Source organism: Streptomyces sp. NPDC050548 (assembly GCF_044457385.1).
Classification (GTDB): Bacteria; Actinomycetota; Actinomycetes; order Streptomycetales; family Streptomycetaceae; genus Streptomyces.
In genome coordinates, this window is record NZ_JBITGV010000003.1 from 470,832 (window position 1) to 486,847 (window position 16,016).

Annotated in this window: 16 protein-coding genes and 1 pseudogene; 8 read left to right on the top strand and 9 right to left on the bottom strand. The window is 70.3% G+C overall.

What is annotated here, in order from left to right:
- Positions 1 to 139 precede the first annotated feature (139 nt).
- Together ACIBJH_RS12345 and ACIBJH_RS12350 are read right to left on the bottom strand one after the other, a co-directional pair.
- On the bottom strand, positions 140 to 898 hold the full coding sequence (locus ACIBJH_RS12345; protein ID WP_399116772.1) for an SDR family oxidoreductase: 759 nt from the start codon (positions 896 to 898) through the stop codon (positions 140 to 142).
- 23 nt (positions 899 to 921) lie between these two features.
- Positions 922 to 1,920, bottom strand: a complete 999-nt coding sequence (locus ACIBJH_RS12350) for a Gfo/Idh/MocA family protein (RefSeq protein WP_399116773.1) — start codon at positions 1,918 to 1,920, stop codon at positions 922 to 924.
- Between the two features lie 87 nt (positions 1,921 to 2,007).
- Here ACIBJH_RS12350 and ACIBJH_RS12355 point away from each other — a divergent pair, with 87 nt between their 5' ends.
- The 4 genes from ACIBJH_RS12355 to ACIBJH_RS12370 all read left to right on the top strand — a co-directional run bounded on the left by ACIBJH_RS12355 (position 2,008) and on the right by ACIBJH_RS12370 (position 6,517).
- Positions 2,008 to 3,297, top strand: a complete 1,290-nt coding sequence (locus ACIBJH_RS12355; RefSeq protein ID WP_399116774.1) for a multidrug effflux MFS transporter — start codon at positions 2,008 to 2,010, stop codon at positions 3,295 to 3,297.
- Positions 3,249 to 4,424, top strand: coding sequence for a serine hydrolase domain-containing protein (locus ACIBJH_RS12360; protein WP_399116775.1), 1,176 nt, complete (start codon positions 3,249 to 3,251; stop codon positions 4,422 to 4,424). The genes ACIBJH_RS12355 and ACIBJH_RS12360 overlap by 49 nt, the downstream gene beginning before the upstream one ends.
- 161 nt (positions 4,425 to 4,585) lie before the next feature.
- A complete protein-coding gene (locus ACIBJH_RS12365; RefSeq protein WP_399116776.1) occupies positions 4,586 to 5,566 on the top strand; it encodes a small ribosomal subunit Rsm22 family protein in 981 nt (326 codons plus the stop codon).
- A gap of 213 nt (positions 5,567 to 5,779) precedes the next feature.
- Complete coding sequence (locus ACIBJH_RS12370; RefSeq protein ID WP_399116777.1) at positions 5,780 to 6,517, top strand: bifunctional DNA primase/polymerase; 738 nt, start codon at positions 5,780 to 5,782, stop codon at positions 6,515 to 6,517.
- A gap of 29 nt (positions 6,518 to 6,546) precedes the next feature.
- On the opposite strand, the gene ACIBJH_RS12375 is transcribed toward ACIBJH_RS12370, so the two are convergent.
- The 5 genes and pseudogenes from ACIBJH_RS12375 to ACIBJH_RS12395 all read right to left on the bottom strand — a co-directional run.
- A complete protein-coding gene (locus tag ACIBJH_RS12375) occupies positions 6,547 to 7,536 on the bottom strand; it encodes a hypothetical protein (protein ID WP_399116778.1) in 990 nt (329 codons plus the stop codon).
- Positions 7,496 to 8,368 (bottom strand): iron uptake transporter permease EfeU, encoded by an 873-nt coding sequence (efeU, locus tag ACIBJH_RS12380; RefSeq protein WP_399116779.1) that lies wholly within the window; start codon positions 8,366 to 8,368, stop codon positions 7,496 to 7,498. The genes ACIBJH_RS12375 and efeU overlap by 41 nt, the downstream gene beginning before the upstream one ends.
- A 3-nt stretch (positions 8,369 to 8,371) precedes the next feature.
- A complete protein-coding gene (efeB, locus tag ACIBJH_RS12385; RefSeq protein WP_399116780.1) occupies positions 8,372 to 9,685 on the bottom strand; it encodes an iron uptake transporter deferrochelatase/peroxidase subunit in 1,314 nt (437 codons plus the stop codon).
- 7 nt (positions 9,686 to 9,692) lie between these two features.
- Positions 9,693 to 10,829, bottom strand: coding sequence for an iron uptake system protein EfeO (gene efeO / locus ACIBJH_RS12390; protein WP_399116781.1), 1,137 nt, complete (start codon positions 10,827 to 10,829; stop codon positions 9,693 to 9,695).
- A 187-nt stretch (positions 10,830 to 11,016) separates the two neighbouring features.
- Positions 11,017 to 11,139, bottom strand: a pseudogene (locus tag ACIBJH_RS12395) (hemin ABC transporter ATP-binding protein); the annotation flags it as partial.
- Here ACIBJH_RS12395 and ACIBJH_RS12400 point away from each other — a divergent pair.
- The 3 genes from ACIBJH_RS12400 (at position 11,114) to ACIBJH_RS12410 (ending at position 14,068) form a co-directional block, all read left to right on the top strand.
- A complete protein-coding gene (locus ACIBJH_RS12400; RefSeq protein WP_399116782.1) occupies positions 11,114 to 11,800 on the top strand; it encodes an HtaA domain-containing protein in 687 nt (228 codons plus the stop codon). The pseudogene ACIBJH_RS12395 and the gene ACIBJH_RS12400 overlap by 26 nt on opposite strands.
- A 70-nt stretch (positions 11,801 to 11,870) precedes the next feature.
- Complete coding sequence (locus tag ACIBJH_RS12405) at positions 11,871 to 13,358, top strand: HtaA domain-containing protein (protein ID WP_399116783.1); 1,488 nt, start codon at positions 11,871 to 11,873, stop codon at positions 13,356 to 13,358.
- Positions 13,359 to 13,423: 65 nt separating this feature from the next.
- On the top strand, positions 13,424 to 14,068 hold the full coding sequence (locus tag ACIBJH_RS12410; RefSeq protein ID WP_399116784.1) for a PhzF family phenazine biosynthesis protein: 645 nt from the start codon (positions 13,424 to 13,426) through the stop codon (positions 14,066 to 14,068).
- An 18-nt stretch (positions 14,069 to 14,086) separates the two neighbouring features.
- Here ACIBJH_RS12410 and ACIBJH_RS12415 read toward each other — a convergent pair whose 3' ends face one another.
- Positions 14,087 to 14,290: a DUF397 domain-containing protein gene (locus ACIBJH_RS12415; protein WP_399116785.1), complete on the bottom strand. Its 204-nt coding sequence runs from the start codon at positions 14,288 to 14,290 to the stop codon at positions 14,087 to 14,089.
- The gene (locus ACIBJH_RS12420; RefSeq protein WP_399116786.1) at positions 14,287 to 15,171 is read right to left on the bottom strand and encodes a helix-turn-helix domain-containing protein; all 885 of its coding nucleotides are present in this window, start codon (positions 15,169 to 15,171) and stop codon (positions 14,287 to 14,289) included. The genes ACIBJH_RS12415 and ACIBJH_RS12420 overlap by 4 nt, the downstream gene beginning before the upstream one ends.
- 193 nt (positions 15,172 to 15,364) lie before the next feature.
- On the opposite strand from ACIBJH_RS12420, the gene ACIBJH_RS12425 reads away from it, so the two are divergent.
- On the top strand, positions 15,365 to 15,985 hold the full coding sequence (locus ACIBJH_RS12425) for an ATP-binding protein (RefSeq protein ID WP_399116787.1): 621 nt from the start codon (positions 15,365 to 15,367) through the stop codon (positions 15,983 to 15,985).
- The last annotated feature ends 31 nt before the right edge of the window (positions 15,986 to 16,016 follow it).

Consider the following 16,016-nt stretch of genomic DNA (forward strand, 5'->3'; position numbering starts at 1 on the left):
CGACTGTCGCCTCCCCCCTCGGTTTGGTCTGCGGAAGCCGTGTGCTCCAACTGTGAAGCTTTGGTGGAGAAGAGTTGAGCATAAGTCAGCAACCGGGCGCAATGGTGCGGACGGTCAAATTCCGTTTGTGCAACTTGCCTCAGCCACGGCCCACATACGGCATCGACGTCGCCAACACCGTCGCGAACTGCACATTCGCCGCCAACGGCAACTCCGCCATGTGCCGCACCGTGCGCGCCACATCCGCGACATCCATCACCGGTTCCGGGGCTACCACCCCGTTGGCCTGCAGCGCCCCGGTCTCCATCCGCCGCGTCATGTCCGTCGCCGCGTTCCCGATGTCGATCTGTCCGACCGCGATCGAGTACGGCCGCCCGTCCAGCGAAAGCGACTTCGTCAGTCCAGTCAGCGCGTGCTTGGTCGCCGTGTAGGCCACCGAGTGCGGCCGGGGCGTGTGCGCGGAGATCGACCCGTTGTTGATGATCCGCCCGCCCTGCGGCGCCTGCTCCTTCATCTGCCGGAACGCGGCCTGCGCGCACAGGAACGCCCCGTTGAGGTTGGTGTCCACCACGTGCCGCCACGCGTCGTAGGGCAGCTCCTCCACCGGCACCCCGCCGGGCCCGAACGTCCCCGCGTTGTTGAACAACAGGTCCACCCGCCCGAACCGCTCCACGGTCGCCGCGAACAGCCCGGCCACGTCCTCCGGCCGCGCCACATCCGTCGCTACGACGATGGAGGCGCCCTCGGGCACCAGCGCGGCCGTCTCCTCCAGCGTCCCGGCGCGGCGGCCGGCCAGCGCCACCGACCAGCCCGCGCGCAGCAGTTCCACGGCGACCGCGCGGCCGATCCCGGAGCCCGCGCCGGTCACCACGGCGATCCTCGATTGCTCAGCGTTCATGGACCGCAGCCTACGAGCCGGGGTCAGCCCTCCTGCGGGTAGCGCACCCCGATCCGCTCCCGCACCGCGTCCAGCGTGCGCATCACCGCGAGGGTGCCCTCAAGCGGCACCAGCGGCGACTCGGTCTCCCCGGCCCGCAGCGCCCGCATCACCTCGGCCGCCTCGTGCCGCAGCGTGTTGCGCGGCCCGTCCGCCGGGTCGAGGACGAACTCCTCGGGGTCACGGCCGTCCCGGTGCAGCACGAACCGCTCCGGGTGGAAGAAGCCGTCCGGGATGTCGATCCGGCCCAGCGAACCGGTCACCGACGCCGAGGTCCCCGTACCCCCGACGATCGAGCAGTGCAGCGCCGCCAGCGCGCCGCTGTCCCAGGAGAACAGGGCCGCCGTCTGCAGATCGGCACCCTCGGCGGAGAGCACGGCCGACGCCTTGATGTCGGCGGGCTCACCGAGCAGCAGCTGCGCGAACGACACCGGGTACACCCCGAGGTCCAGCAGCGCGCCCCCGCCCTGCGCCGGGTCCCGCAGCCGGTGCGAGGGCGGGAACGGCCCCGCGAGCCCGAAGTCGGCCTGGACGGTACGCACTTCACCGATCGCGCCGTCGTCCACGAACGCCTTCAGGCGCCGTACCAGCGGATTGCAGTACATCCACATGGCCTCCATGAGGAAGCTGTCGCGGTCGGCCGCCAGGGCGACAAGTTCGTTCGCCTCACGGGAGTTGAGGGTGAAGGCCTTCTCGACGAGCACGTTCCGCCCGGCCTCCAGACAGAGACCGGCCGCCGTGCGGTGCGCCGAGTGCGGGGTGGCGACGTAGACGACATCGATGTCCCCGTCCTGTGCCAGCGCGGCCCAGTCGCCGTAGGCCCGCTCGATCCCGAACCGGTCCGCGAACGCCTTCGCCGACTCCTCCGTCCGCGAGGCCACCGCGACCACCTCGGCGTCCGGCAGATCCACCAGCGCCGCCGTGAACGCGGCGGCGATCCCACCGGTCGCCAGGACTCCCCAGCGCACGTTCTCTTCCGTCATCGCGGCCCCACCCTCGTTCACCAGACCCTCGGCACCCTGTACGAGCTGAGAGCATAGGTGGCGGATCAGCCAGAGAGGGAGGGGCACATGCCCGAGCAGGAGGCGCAGGCACCGGCCGCGCAGCAGTCCGCCGTACCGCCGTCGTCGCTCAAGGCGACCCGCCGAGCGGGCCTCCTCGTCATCCTCATCCTCGGCGGCCTCACCGCGACCCCGCCGCTGTCGATGGACATGTACCTCCCCGCGCTCCCGGCCGTCACCCGCGCCCTGCACGCGCCCGCCGCGACCGTCCAGCTCACCCTCACCGCGTGCCTCGCCGGCATGGCGCTCGGGCAGCTGGTGGTCGGCCCGATGAGCGACCGATGGGGCCGAAGACGCCCGCTGCTGACCGGCCTCGCCGTCTACGTCGGCGCGACCGCCCTGTGCGCGGTCGCGCCGAACGTGGAGTTCCTGGTCGCCTTCCGCCTGCTCCAGGGCCTGGCGGGCGCGGCCGGAATAGTGATCGCGCGAGCGGTCGTCCGCGACCTCTACGACGGCGTCGCGATGGCCCGCTTCTTCTCCACCCTCATGCTGGTCTCCGGGGTCGCCCCGATCGTCGCGCCGCTCGTCGGCGGCCAGATCCTGCGGGTGACGGACTGGCGGGGCGTGTTCGTCGTCCTGACCTTTGTCGGGGCCGCCCTCGCGGTCCTCGTCTGGACCCGCCTCCCCGAGACCCTCGCCCCCGCCGACCGGCACATCGGCGGCACCCGCGAGGCCCTGCACTCCATGCGCCGCCTCCTCGCCGACCTCCCCTTCACCGGCTACATGCTCACCGGCGGCTTCGCCTTCGCCGCCCTGTTCGCCTACATCTCCGCGTCCCCCTTCGTCGTCCAGGAGATCTACGGCGCCTCCCCGCAGACCTTCAGCCTGCTGTTCGGCGTCAACTCGGTCGGCCTGGTCGCGGTCGGGCAGATCAACGGCAAGCTGCTGGTCGGCCGGGTCTCCATGGACAAGGTGCTGGGCGCCGGCCTGGCGGTGGTGGTAGCGGCGGCGACGGCCCTGCTCCTGATGGCGACGGGCGTGTTCGGAGAGGTGGGCCTGGCCCCGGTGGCCACCGCCCTCTTCGTCCTCATGTCGGCGATGGGCGTGACCCTCCCCAACGCCCAGACCCTGGCCCTCATGCGCACCAAGCACTCCGCCGGCTCCGCCTCCGCGCTGCTGGGCACGTCCTCCTTCCTCATCGGTGCGGTGGCCTCCCCGCTCGTCGGCATCGCGGGCGAGCACACGGCCGTCCCGATGGCCGTCGTCCAACTGGTGGCCGCACTGGTGGCGGTGGCCTGCTTCGTGGGAATGTGCCGACCCTGGAACACCCGTACGACTCCGGAGGGAGTGGGCAGCTGAGCGCCCCGAGACTGCGCAGCGACACACCGGAACGAGCGGGCCTCGACCCCGAGGAGCTACGTCACCTGATCCGCGAGATCCACGACCTCACCACCGGCGACCGCCCCTGGGCGGCGGGAATTGTCGTGGTCGCGGGCCGCGGCCCGGTGATCGCCGTGGAGGAGGCGGCGGGCTGGGCCGTACGGTATTCGGCCTACGACCCCGAGACGGACGCGGGTGTGGAACTGCCGCCGTCCTCCCGCGTCCCGATGACGGTCGACACCCCTTTCGACCTGGCGTCCCTCACCAAACTCTTCACGTCCGTCGCCGCGATGCAGCAGATCGAGCGGGGCACCCTCGGCATCGACGCCCGCGTCGGCGCCTACCTCCCGGACTTCCGCGCCGCCGCCCGCCACGACATCACCGTCCGCCAGCTCCTCACCCACACGTCCGGCCTGCGCCCCGAACTCCCGCTGTACGACTGCGCGGACGACACGGAACGCCTGGCGATGCTGCGGGCGGAGGCACCGGTGGGGGAGCCCGGCGAGTATCTGTACTCGGACCTGAACCTCCTCCTGCTCCAGTTCGTCCTGGAACGCGTCAGCGGACGCACCCTCGACGTCCTCGTCCACGACGGCATCACCCGCCCCCTGGGCATGACGTCCACCGACTTCGGCCCCTGCCCCGGCGCGGCGGCCACCGAGGACCAACGCCGCCCGTGGGCCAAGGCGGACCGGGGAATGCTGCGGGGCGTCGTCCACGACGAGAACGCCTGGGCACTGGGGGGCGTGGCGGGCCACGCGGGTCTCTTCTCGACCGGCCGCGACCTGGCTGTGTTCTGCCGCACGCTGCTGGCCGGGGGCTCGTACGGCCCCGCCCGCATCCTGGGCGCGGACTATGTGGAGCTGCTCCTGACCCCGCCCGGGCTCGGCTTCGGGGTCGATCAGGCCTGGTTCATGGGGGAGTTGGCGGGCCGGGGGGCGGTGGGCCACACGGGCTTCACGGGAACGTCGGTGGTACTGGATCCGGCGACGGACACGTTTTTGGTGTTGCTGGCGAACACGGTGCATCCACGGAGACGGGGACCGGACAGCGGGCCGAGGGCAGCGGCGGGGACGCGGGTGGCACGGGCGGTACGGGGTTTTTGACGCTCGCTGTTCGGTGGGCCGAGTCGGCGGGCTGGGCGGGGCTTTTGAACGGTCACTTCTTGGCCGACAGCAAACGGGTGGTGGGTGGGCAAAGGACGGGGGTCTGGGGGCGGAGCCCCCAGGGACGGCAACCCCCACCCCGGCCCACTTAGAATCGGCGGGTGAACGACCCCGTGACCCCGGCCGAAACCCTCCGTACCGCTCTCGCCGCCCTGCTCGGCGGGCTTCCGCCCCGGCAGGCCGCCGGTGCCGTGGAGCGCCTGATCGGCAAGTACCGCGGGGCCACCCCGACCGACGCCCCGATCCTCAGGGACCGCGCGGACGTCGTCGCCTACGCCGCCTATCGAATGCCGGCCACCTTCGAAGCCGTACGCTCCGCGCTGGACGCGTTCGCCGATGCCGTGCCCGGCTGGGCTCCGCAGGGGCACACCGACGTCGGCGGCGGTACCGGCGCCGCGACCTGGGCCGTCACCGCCACCTGGTCCGGCGACCGCCCGGTGACCGTACTCGACTGGGCCGAGCCCGCACTCGCGCTGGGGAGAGAGATCGCCGCCGCCAACCCCGGCCTGCGCAACGCCAGTTGGCGGCGCGCTCGTATCGGCTCCGCGCTCGCCCTCGACCCCACCGACCTCGTCACCGTCTCCTACGTCCTCAACGAACTCACGGTCCCCGACCGCGCCGCCCTCGTCGACGCCGCCGCGTCCGCCGCCCAGGCCGTGGTGATCGTCGAGGCCGGCACCCCGGACGGATACGCCCGCGTCATCGAGGCCCGGGACCGGCTGATCGGTGCCGGGTTCCGTATCGCCGCTCCCTGCCCGCACAGCGCCGCCTGCCCGATCGTCCCCGGCGAGGACTGGTGCCACTTCTCGACCCGGGTCAGCCGTTCCTCCCTGCACCGGCAGGTGAAGGGCGGCTCCCTGCCGTACGAGGACGAGAAGTTCAGCTACGTCGCCGCCACCCGCCTGCCCGTCGAACCCGCCCCCGCCCGGATCGTACGGCGCCCGCAGATCCGCAAGGGGCAGGTACTCCTCGACCTCTGCGAGAGCGACGAGCACCTCCGCCGGACGACGGTCACCAAACGCCACGGCGACCTGTACAAGGCGGCACGGGACGCGAACTGGGGAGACCCCTGGCCGTCGTAGCGGCGGAGCGCCGTGGCGTCGTAGGCCTGAAGGCCGTAAATCACGGCAAATCGTCCGATAGGCGGTGATCCGGGTCTCGGTGTGTCTCGTCCCACCTACCCCGCATGTGGGGTACCGCCTCCCCGGGCGCAGGATGGTGCGACGATGGGGGAGGTTCTCCGTACAACAACAGGACAAGAACAGCAGGGCGACAACAGCGAGGCGAGGAGATAGATGAGCGCGACGTTCGGTGGCCGGACCGGTCGGCAGGGCAGACTCTCCTCGTGGCTGCGCGGACGCCGCCCGCAGGACGAGGCCGCCGACGGCAGTGAGCGCGAGGCGCTGCTGCTCGCCGCCGCCGGAGCGGGACTGCCGCTCGCGCCCGCCGCGCACCCCGCCCCGGGGTACCGATGTTCGTGCGACCGTGTGGGCTGCCCCACACCGGCCCGGCACCCGGTGTCGTTCGCCTGGCAGACGCAGTCCACGACCGACCGCGCGCAGATCGAGCGCTGGGCCCGCCACCAGCCGCAGGCCAACTTCATCACCGCGACCGGCATGGTCAACGACGTCCTCGACGTCCCCCTGGAGGCCGGCCGCGAGGCGCTGGAGCGGCTGCTCGCCGCCGGTATCGAGGTCGGGCCGGTCGCCGCGAGCGACGACGGACGGCTGCTGTTCTTCACCCTCACCCGCGGCACCCCCGAGGACGAGGACGAGTGGTGGCCGTGCGAACTGGACTGCCACCCCGAGACGATGGACGAACACCCGGGGCTGCGCTGGCACTGCCGCGGTTCCTACGTCCTGGTCCCCCCGGCCCAACTGCCCGGCGACAACCAGTCCGTGCACTGGGTACGCGGCCCCGAGCATCCGCTGCCCGACCCGCTGACCCTCCTGGAAACCCTCACGGACGCCTGCGCCCGTCACGCCGGCCAGGAACCCGACCACACCAACGCGGCCTGGCCGCTGGGCCGTTGACCCCCAAGAGGTTGTGACCGCCTGATCCGTCAGCCGCCCTGCGCGGAGGTCAGCCCCTCGATCCGGCCCAGCACCGACACCTTGCCGCCCCGCTTCGGGTCCAACGCCACCTGGTTGGACATGAGTTGGAGGGTGAGGGACTGCTGCACGGCACCCGTCGTCAGCGCCTGCACGTCCTTGTTCTGGGTCGGCACCGAGGTGCCTGCCGCCGCGGTCTCCTTCTGGAAATAGCGCGTGGTGTAGAACACCAGCGCCCCGCCGTCCGCGGTGCGCAGCGCCAGCGGAGCGTAGTCGCCGTTCGTCACCGGTTCGTCGAGGAACTGGACAGCCAGACCGGGCTTGGTGGCCTTCGCGCGGTCCGCGCGCCACGCGCTGGTGTGCGTGCCGTCCGCGAAATCGGTCCCGCCGCTCTTCAGGTATGTCGTATAGCTCTTGCTCAAGTCACCTGGCGCGACGGCGAGTTCGGCCGAGTTGGTCGGCACGGCCTCGGCCCAGCCGTCCTTGTCGGTCCTGAACTTCGGTACGGAGGCGGGCGCGAGCAGCGTCAGATACGCCACCTGCCACGGCTCGGACAGGTCGTCGCGGGTGAACACCAGCAGCCAGCGGGCGCCGCCGCCCTTGTTGGCGGCGGTGTCGGCGAGGAACCAGCGCGGCCAGCCGGCCTTCTTCGGGATGGTGAACTTCGCGTCCGTCAGCTCCAGCGGGGCGTAATTCGGGTTCCCCGACGGGTAGTTGGTGTGCCCCGCCTTCAGCCGCGCCGCGTCGATGTCACCGAGCGCGCCGGTGACATGCGTGGCGTCCAGGGAACTGTCGTACGCCTTGTCCGCCGCGTTGTAGGCGGTCGTGAACTGCTGGAGCGCCTTGGCGGCCTCGGCGCGCGTGGTGGCCGGGAGGATCTCGCGTTCCCCGTGGACCACCACGCATCCGCTCGCCGTCAGCGACAAAGCGGTCATCCAGGCCGCTATGAGTACGCGCCGGTCAAGCCTGCGGAGCCTTCGAGGGCTGCGATCCCTGCTCATCAGGTGTCTTCACCTTCCCCTTCCCGGAGGCGAACCCTACCGGGGCGAAGAACAGGGTGAGCGTGGGGATCAGGTACAGCAGCCACACCGTGATCTGCAGGACGGTCGGGTCCGGCTGGAAGTTGAAGACGCCCTTGAGGAGGGTGCCGTACCAGCTGTCCGGCGGGATCGTGCCGCTGATGTCGAAGGCCTGATTCGTCAACCCCGGGATCCAGTCGGCCTCTTGGAGGTCGTGGAAGCCGTAGGCCAGCACACCGGCCGCGACCACGACGAGCATCGCGCCGGTCCAGGTGAAGAACTTGGCGAGGTTGATCTTCAGGGCGCCGCGGTAGAACAGCCAGCCCAGGAACACGGCGGTGGCCAGGCCGAGGCCCACGCCGATCAGCGGGCGCGGGGTGCCGTCGCTCGCCGCGTGCACCGACGCCCACACGAACAGCGCGGTCTCCAGACCCTCGCGGCCGACGGCGAGGAACGCGGTGGCGACCAGCGCGCCGGTGCCCATCGCGAGGGCCGCGTCCAGCTTGCCGTGCAGTTCGGACTTGAGGTGCCGGGCGGTGCGCCGCATCCAGAACACCATCCACGTCACCAGACCGACCGCGAGGATCGACAGCGAGCCGCCGAGCGCCTCCTGGGCCTGGAACGTCATCTCCTGGGAGCCGAATTCGAGCGCGCACCCGAAGCCCATCGCGATGAGCACCGCGACGACGATGCCGATCCAGATCGGCCTCAGCGCGTCCCGCCGCTCCGTCTTGACCAGATAGGCGATCAGGATGCAGACGACGAGGCTGGCCTCCAGCCCTTCGCGCAGACCGATCAGATAGTTGGAGAACACGGTCTACGACTCCTTCGCTTCTTTGGCTTTCTTGGCTTCCTTGGCTTCCGTGGAGAACAGCGCGCTGCCCCACCAGTCGTCCTCGTCACGGACGCCCGGCGGGACGGCGAAGACCGCCGAACCCACGTGCTGGATGTACTCGTTGAGCGCGTCGGTCGCCGACAGCCTGCGCTGCAGCGGGATGAACCCCTTGCGCACGTCGCGTTGGTAGGCCAGGAAGAACAGGCCCGCGTCGAGCCGGCCGAGGCCGTCGGTGCCGTCGGTGAAGGAGTAGCCCCGGCGCAGGATGGTGACCCCGCCGTTGGAGTCGGGGTGCGCGAGCCGGACGTGCGCGTCGGGCTTCATCGCCTTCAGGAACGGCGCGTCGTGCTCCTTCGCCTTGCCGACCGGCGCGCCCTCGCCCTTGTCGCGGCCGAAGACGTCCTCCTGCTCCTGGAGCGAGGTCCGGTCCCAGGTCTCGATGTTCATCCGGATGCGCCGGGCGACGAGATACGAACCCCCGGTCATCCAGGCCGAGTTCGCGCTGTTGTCACCCTCGGCGACCCACACGAACTTCTTCAGCCGGTCCGTTTCCGTCCCCGCGATGTTGCGGGTGCCGTCCTTGAACCCCATGAGATTGCGCGGGGTCTGTGCCCCGGGGGTCGTCGACGAGGTCTTCCCGAAGCCGAGTTGGGACCAGCGGACGGCGACCTTGCCGAAGCCGATCCGGGCCAGGTTGCGGATCGCGTGCACGGCGACCTGCGGGTCGTCCGCGCAGGCCTGGACGCAAAGGTCGCCGCCCGTACGGGACTTGTCGAAGTTCTCGCCGGGGAACTGCGGAAGGTCGACGAGCGCTTCCGGACGGCTGTCCTTGAGCCCGAACTTCTCGAAGAACGACGGCCCGAACCCGATGGTGAGGGTCAGCCGCGAGGGTTTCAGGCCCAGCGCCTCACCGGTGTCGTCCGGCGGTGCCTCGGCGAGCCCGCCGTAGGCCCCCTCGCCGACCGCGTGCCCGCCGGTCATCCGACGGGCGGCGGCCGTCCAGTCCTTCAGCATCTGCACGAACTCGGCGCGGTCGTCGGTCTTCACGTCGAACGCGGCGAAGTGCAGCCGGTCCTGCACAGGCGTGGCGATGCCCGCCTGGTTGGCGCCGTGGAAGGCGACCGCGGCACCCGTCTCGGCAGCCGTGGGGTCGACGTCGTCGCCGACCCGGCTCATCGCGACCCCGCCACCGGCCGCGACGGCACCGAGCGCGAGCCCGGCACCGCCCCAGCCGATCAGCGAACGACGGGAGGGAGCACCGCTCTGCTGGACTTCGGTTTCCTGAACTTCGGTCATTTCAGGCCTACTTCACAACGGCGGCGGCGAGCTTGGACAGCGGCTCCGCGAGGGCGTTGACCGCGTCCGACAGCTCCTTGCGCTGGTCTGCGGTGACCTTGTCGTACGACACGAAGCCGTCCGAGGTCGAGGTCGACCGGTACTTGTCGAGCAGCGTGTCGATCGCGGCGAACTGCTTGTCCAGCTCGGCGGTCAGCGCCGCGTCGTTCTTCTGCGCGACCGGCTTCAGCAGCTCGTACGCCTTCTCCGCGCCGTCGACGTTGGCCTTGAAGTCGCTCAGGTCGGTGTGCGAGTAGCGGTCCTCCTCGCCGGTGACCTTGCCGGTGGCGACCTCGTCGAGGAGTTCCTTGGCGCCGTTGGCCATGGAGGTCGGGGTGATCTCGGCCTTGCCGACCCGCTGCTGCCAGTCCTTCAGATCGGTGAGCAGCTCGTCGGCCAGGGCCTTCTGCTCGGCGCCGATCTTCTTGTCCTCCCACAGCGCCTTCTCCAGCGCGTGCCAGCCGGTCCACTTCTGGCCCTTCTCCAGGCCGTCGGCGCGGGTGTCGGTCTTCGGGTCGATGTCCCCGAACGACTCGGCGATCGGCTCGGTGCTCTCCCAGCCGACGCGGGAGGGGGCGTAGGCGTTCTTGGCGGCGGTGAGGTCGCCCGCCTTGATGGCGTTGACGAACGTCTCCACCTTCGGGATCGTCGCGTCCGCCTCGTTCTGCGCGTACTCGCGGTAGGCGGCGACGGCCGCGTCCAGCTTCGGGTCGCGCTTGGCGGCGCTGCCCCCGGTGACGGTCAGCTTCTGCCGAACGCCGTGCCCCTTCATCCCGGGCCGGCAGGCGATCTCGTACGCCCCCGCCTTCACCTCGGCGGTGAGCGTGTACTTCGTCCCCGGCCCGATGTTCTCCTTCTCGGAGACGATCCGGTCGTCCGGGAAGAGGATCTCGACCTCGGTCGCCTTCGAGCCGGTGTTCTCGATCTTCAGCGTGACCTGGCCGGCCGGTATCGACTTCGTCGAGGTCGTGCACTTGGAGTCGGCCGCGGTGACCTGGATCGCGTCACCGTCCTTGGCGTCGCTCTTCGCGGTGCACGCCGTGACGGCGGTCAGTGCTGCCGCGGCGGCGACAGCGGTGACGACGGGAAGTCGGACGGCACGCATGCAGGCTCCAAGCGAGAGTGTGCGGCGAGGCACTGTGGTTCGGCACTGTGGTGAGGCTGCCCTAACTTACCTGAGGCTTACCTCACTCATACCCGCCCGGGTGGGTATTCACTGCCCACAGAAGAATCACAGACACGGCTTGATCTCGACGGCGGAAAATGGATGCCAAGGAAAGGTCAATGAAAGGTCAAGCGGTCCGCCGCGGAGCCACGACGGCCGCCCCCGTACGCGGATGCGGAAACACCTCGACCGGCTGGTCGTAGACGTCCGAGAGCAACGCCTCGGTGAAGACGTCCCCCGGCGGACCGTCGTGGACGCTGTCGGCGGGAGCCGAGGACGGCGGCGCCCTCTTCCGCTTCCCCGACGGCGAAGGGACGTACAAGAACGGCGAGTTGACCGCCTCGTTCAAGGGCGCGGTGCGCTTCACCGGCGCGCAGGGCCTCGACCTGAGGATCAGCGGAGTCCGGGCGACCGTCAAGGCCGGCAAGGGCACGCTCTACGCCGATGTGGCGGGCGCCGACAGCGACTTCACGGGGAAGAAGGTCCCGCTGGTCACCTTCACCGCCAGGAACCTCAAGGCGGTCAAGGGGCTCGCGAAGCTCACCGAGGCACCCGCGAAACTCACCGCGCAGGGCGCCAAAGCCTTCGGCGGGATGTACCAGGCGGGCACTGCCATGGACCCCGTGTCCCTGGCCGTCGCCCTCACCGACGACGCGAAGTTGCCCGCGCTGCCCGACCTGGGCACTGCACCCACGGTGACCGGGACCCCGGAGGAACCGTCGGCCAAGCCCTCGGACTCTGCCGAGCCGGTGGCCGACAACTCCACCTCAGGCAGCGGCAGTTCGACCGCCCTGCCGATCACTCTCGGGGCCGGCGCCCTGCTGCTGGTGGCCGCGGTGTCCGCGCTCGTCGTCGTCCGCAGGCGCCGCACCCGCCCGGCGACCGGCAGCGCGTCACCGGAAGCGGAGTAACCCCCGTACCCGGTCCGCGTGTTGGCAGACCACCGGACCACCCACTCATCTCTCAAGGAGAACCAAGGCCATGCCCGTCAGACGACCTCGCCCGTCCCTCGCCCTCGCCGCGGCCGTCGCGACCGCCGCCGCGCTCGGCGCCACCGCGCTCGCCACGACCACCGCGTCGGCGGCCGAAGTCCCGCTCAGCGGCTACGAGTTGACCTGGGACATCAAGCAGTCGTACCGCAGCTATGTGACCGGCGCCGCCGCGGGCTCCTTCACCGCGACGGACGGCGCCTCGCAGGCCGCCGAGAACGGCGCCTTCACCTTCACCGCAGGCACGGGCACCTACGACACCGCCGGCCACACCCTGCACCTCACCTTCAAGGGCACGGTCACCGCCAAGTCGACGCTGCACGGCTTCGTGCGGGAGATGTCGGACTTCCAGTACGACAGCGCGGCGGGCACCCTCACCGCCGACCTGGTCTCCGACGGCGGCGCCAAGCAGCAGGACGTGACGCTCGCCACGGTCGCCGCGCCCACCAGCCAGGACCTGGCGAACCTGGCCACCACGCTGACCAGCGCGGCGGCCGACTTCCTCGGCAGCCCGTCGTACGCCAACGCGGCCGGCGACCCGCTGTCGGCGGTCAAGCCGGTGTCGACGACGTCCCCGACCCCGTCCAACTCGTCGACGGAGTCGGCGTCCCCGTCCCCCACCCCCACCAAGACGGCCACCCCGAGTACGACCCCGAGCGCCACGCCCTCCGACACCGCGAGCCCTTCGGACACCGCCTCCGAACCGGCCGCCACCAAGGGCGACATCGCGGACGGCACCCTCACCTGGGGCGTCAAGGAGTCCTTCCGCTCCTACGTCGTAGGCAGCGTCGCCAACGGCAAGATCACGACTTCCGACGGCGCCGCCCAGGCCACCGGCAACGGCCTCTTCACCTTCACCGGCGCGACCGGCGGCTACGACACCGACGCCGACACCCTCTCCGCCGCCTTCGAGGGCGCGGTGAACTTCAAGGGCCATGAGGACAACGGCACTTACGGCCTCGACCTCACCTTCACCGACCTCAAGGCGACCCTCGACGGCGGCTCCGGCACACTGACGGCGGACGTGACGAGCCTGGGCGAGAAGTCCGAGGACGTGGTCCTGGCCGACCTGAAGGCGGGCTCGACCGACCTCACCGCGACGAATGACGTCATCACCCTCGACGACGTCACCGCCACCCTGACGGCGGCCGGAGCGAAGGCCTTCGGCGGCTTCTACCAGACCGGCGCGGCACTCGACCCCCTCGACCTGACGGTGGCGCTGACCGACGACGCCGACCTCCCCTCGGACGGCTCGTCGTCGTCGACCGGCACGGGGTCCTCGGGCTCCTCCGGCAACTCCGGTACGACGGGCTCGACTTCGGGCGGCGTCACAGGTTCCACGACAGGCGGCGCGACCGGCTCCCTCGCCTCGACGGGTTCCGACGTACCGGTAACGGCACTGGGCGCGGCAGCCGCGGTGACGGTGGCGGCGGGCGCGGGCGTGGTGTTCGCGATGCGCAGGCGGCGTACGGAGGCGTAAGCCTGGGGCGGGGTGGTCCCGTACTCGATGTACGGGACCACCCCGGCGGGTGCTTCAATTCCCCCGTGACCGACTACGACGTACTGCGTGTCTTCTGCGGCCCAAGTGGCGGATACGGCAACGAACTCGGCGTCGTCCGCGAGGGTTCCGTCATGCCGGACCCGGACGAGCGACAGCTGTTCGCCGGGAAACTCGGCTTCAGCGAGACGGTGTTCGTCGACGACCCCGAGCGCGGAGTCATCGACATCTACACCCCCACCCTGCGCCTGCCCTTCGCCGGCCACCCCTGCGTCGGCACGGCCTGGCTCCTGGACATACCCGAACTGGTCATCCCCGCAGGCATAGTCGGCGCCCGCCTGGACGGCGAGTTCAGCTGGATCGAGGCCCTCCCGGAGTGGGCCCCGCCGCGCACCCTGCGCCAGTACGCCACCGCCACCGAGGTCGACGCCCTGCCCGTCCCCCCGCCCGGCGAGTGGATCTACGCCTGGGCCTGGGAGGACGAGGCAGCGGGCCGCGTCCGCGCCCGCGCCTTCCCCGGCCGGGACGACGGCATCCACGAGGACGAGGCGACGGGAGCGGCGGCGTTGCTGCTGACGGACCAGTTGGGCCGCGCTCTCAACATCACGCAGGGCGCGGGGTCGCAGATTCTTACGGCGCCGCAGCCGGGGGGATGGGTGGAGGTTGGGGGGCGGGTGTTCCTGGAGCGCTGAACGCCTATGGGAACAGGGTTACTTGACCTGCGCGACGAAGAAACTCCAGGCGGTGCGGCCAAAGGGTATGACCGGACCGGTGGGGTTTTTGCTGTCGCGGACGGGGGCCAAGCCGGCGATTTCGGGGGCGAGTTCGAGGCACTCGTTGTTGCCACCGCTGTAGCTACTGCACCGCCACCTCGCGCCCGACAGGTCCGGCGTGCTGTGGCGTGCGGTGTTCATGCCCTGTGCTCCTTGGCCCTGTGTCGGATGACGGCGAGGGATTCCACGGGAGAGAGCGCGGACGTGCGCGCGGCGTCGAACAGCTCCTGGTACCGGGCGACTTCAGTTTCCCGTTCGAACCACATGGAGCCGGTCGGGTTGTCCGCCAGCACTACGTCGAGTGCTGCCTCCTCGGGGAAACCCAAGACTACGTACGGCCCGAACATACTCGCATGGGCGCCGTGGGAGAACGGCAGCACCTGGATGGTCACATTTGACTGCTCCGAGGCGGCCAGCAACTGCGCCAGCTGCCCTTTCATCACATCCGGCCCGCCGACCTGTTGGAGGAGTACCGCCTCCGACAGGACTGCCCAGAGGTGGAGCGGGGAGTCCCCGGTGAGGCGTTCCTGACGGGCGAGACGCACCTGGACGAACTTCTCGATCTCGTCCGCCGTCTGCCACTGCCGCGAGGCGACGGTGACGGCGCGGGTGTACTCCGGAGTCTGGAGCAGGCCGGGAACCAGTTGCGCCTGAAACGTATGGATCGTCCCGGCCATGGCCTCCAGGGCGATGTAATCGCGGTAGGTGTCCGCGAGCACTGATCCGTACTCGTTCCACCACCCTTGCCTGCGACGGCGGTTGGCCTTCCGGGCCAACTCCGAGAGCCGACCGCGCAGCTCGGTGTCCGTCGCTCCGTAGGCGTGCAGCATCGCGGTTAGGTCCGGGAGCCGGACGGCGACCCGGCCATTCTCGATCCGGCTGATCTTGCCCTTGGTGCAGTCCAGTGCTTCGGCCGCCTGGGCGGTGGTCAGTTCCGCCGCTTCCCGCAACCTGCGCAATTCGTCGCCGAGTTGACGGCCCAGGACGGTCGAAGGGTTCGGGGTGGTGCTTTTCGCAAGCATGGCAACACCTTCTAGCAGGACGGCAGATGCAATGGCGGTGACTTAACTCGAAGGAGTGAATATCGGCATCATCCTAGTCGGCAACGTTGCAGACGCGCATCATCCTTGGGCATTCTGCTGATGTCCGCGACTCCAACCGGAGCCGCACTGCGGGGAGTTCGTCACAGTCGCCGAGTCCCGAGGAGGCCACCGCATGGCCGCACCGAACGAAGTCACCTTCCGGCTGCCCCGCTGCCATCGCAGCGTGCCCAGAGCGCGGGCCGCGCTGCTCGCGGTGCTCGGTGACTGGGGTATCGATCAAGAGGTGCTGGCCAACGCCGAGTTGGTGCTCTCGGAACTCGTGACCAACGCGCTGCGCGTCCCCGTGCCGAGCGATCGCCAGGTAGGCGTACGGATCGTGCGCAAGGTGGACGAGGGGATGCTGCGGCTGGAGGTCAGCGACGCCGGTGCGGGGACGCCGGAGTTACGGGAGCCCGGAGACGAGGAGACGGGTGGGCGCGGGCTGCTCCTGGTCGAGGCGCTCGCCCATCGCTGGGGAGTGGAGAAACGTGCGGGCGGGATCGGCAAAACGGTGTTCGCGGAGCTGAAGGCGCCGGACATCGTGGCTGAGCCTGTCGTGACGGAGGTCGCGGCGGTCATGGTCCGCCCCGGGCAGTACGTGCGGGTATGGGGTGCATGGCGTGCGGTCCTCGACGTCCATACCGAGCAGCACGAATCGCACGAACGCACGGTGGTACTGACGCTGGACGAGGGCCCTGCGCTGCGCGTACACGCGACCGAGCCGCTGACCGTACGGCGGAAGGGGGACGGATAGTGTGGCCGCGCAACCGCTTCGCGTACACGCG

Bases quoted from the DNA above. Each gene is read 5' to 3' on its own strand.
- ACIBJH_RS12350 (WP_399116773.1), bottom strand. From the start codon at position 1,920: ATGACGGAAGAGAACGTGCGCTGGGGAGTCCTGGCGACCGGTGGGATC.
- ACIBJH_RS12370 (WP_399116777.1), top strand. From the start codon at position 5,780: ATGAGCGCGACGTTCGGTGGCCGGACCGGTCGGCAGGGCAGACTCTCC.
- ACIBJH_RS12425 (WP_399116787.1), top strand. From the start codon at position 15,365: ATGGCCGCACCGAACGAAGTCACCTTCCGGCTGCCCCGCTGCCATCGC.
- efeB (WP_399116780.1), bottom strand. From the start codon at position 9,685: ATGACCGAAGTTCAGGAAACCGAAGTCCAGCAGAGCGGTGCTCCCTCC.
- ACIBJH_RS12345 (WP_399116772.1), bottom strand. From the start codon at position 898: ATGAACGCTGAGCAATCGAGGATCGCCGTGGTGACCGGCGCGGGCTCC.
- ACIBJH_RS12375 (WP_399116778.1), bottom strand. From the start codon at position 7,536: ATGAGCAGGGATCGCAGCCCTCGAAGGCTCCGCAGGCTTGACCGGCGC.
- ACIBJH_RS12405 (WP_399116783.1), top strand. From the start codon at position 11,871: ATGCCCGTCAGACGACCTCGCCCGTCCCTCGCCCTCGCCGCGGCCGTC.
- efeO (WP_399116781.1), bottom strand. From the start codon at position 10,829: ATGCGTGCCGTCCGACTTCCCGTCGTCACCGCTGTCGCCGCCGCGGCA.
- ACIBJH_RS12355 (WP_399116774.1), top strand. From the start codon at position 2,008: ATGCCCGAGCAGGAGGCGCAGGCACCGGCCGCGCAGCAGTCCGCCGTA.
- ACIBJH_RS12420 (WP_399116786.1), bottom strand. From the start codon at position 15,171: ATGCTTGCGAAAAGCACCACCCCGAACCCTTCGACCGTCCTGGGCCGT.
- ACIBJH_RS12415 (WP_399116785.1), bottom strand. From the start codon at position 14,290: ATGAACACCGCACGCCACAGCACGCCGGACCTGTCGGGCGCGAGGTGG.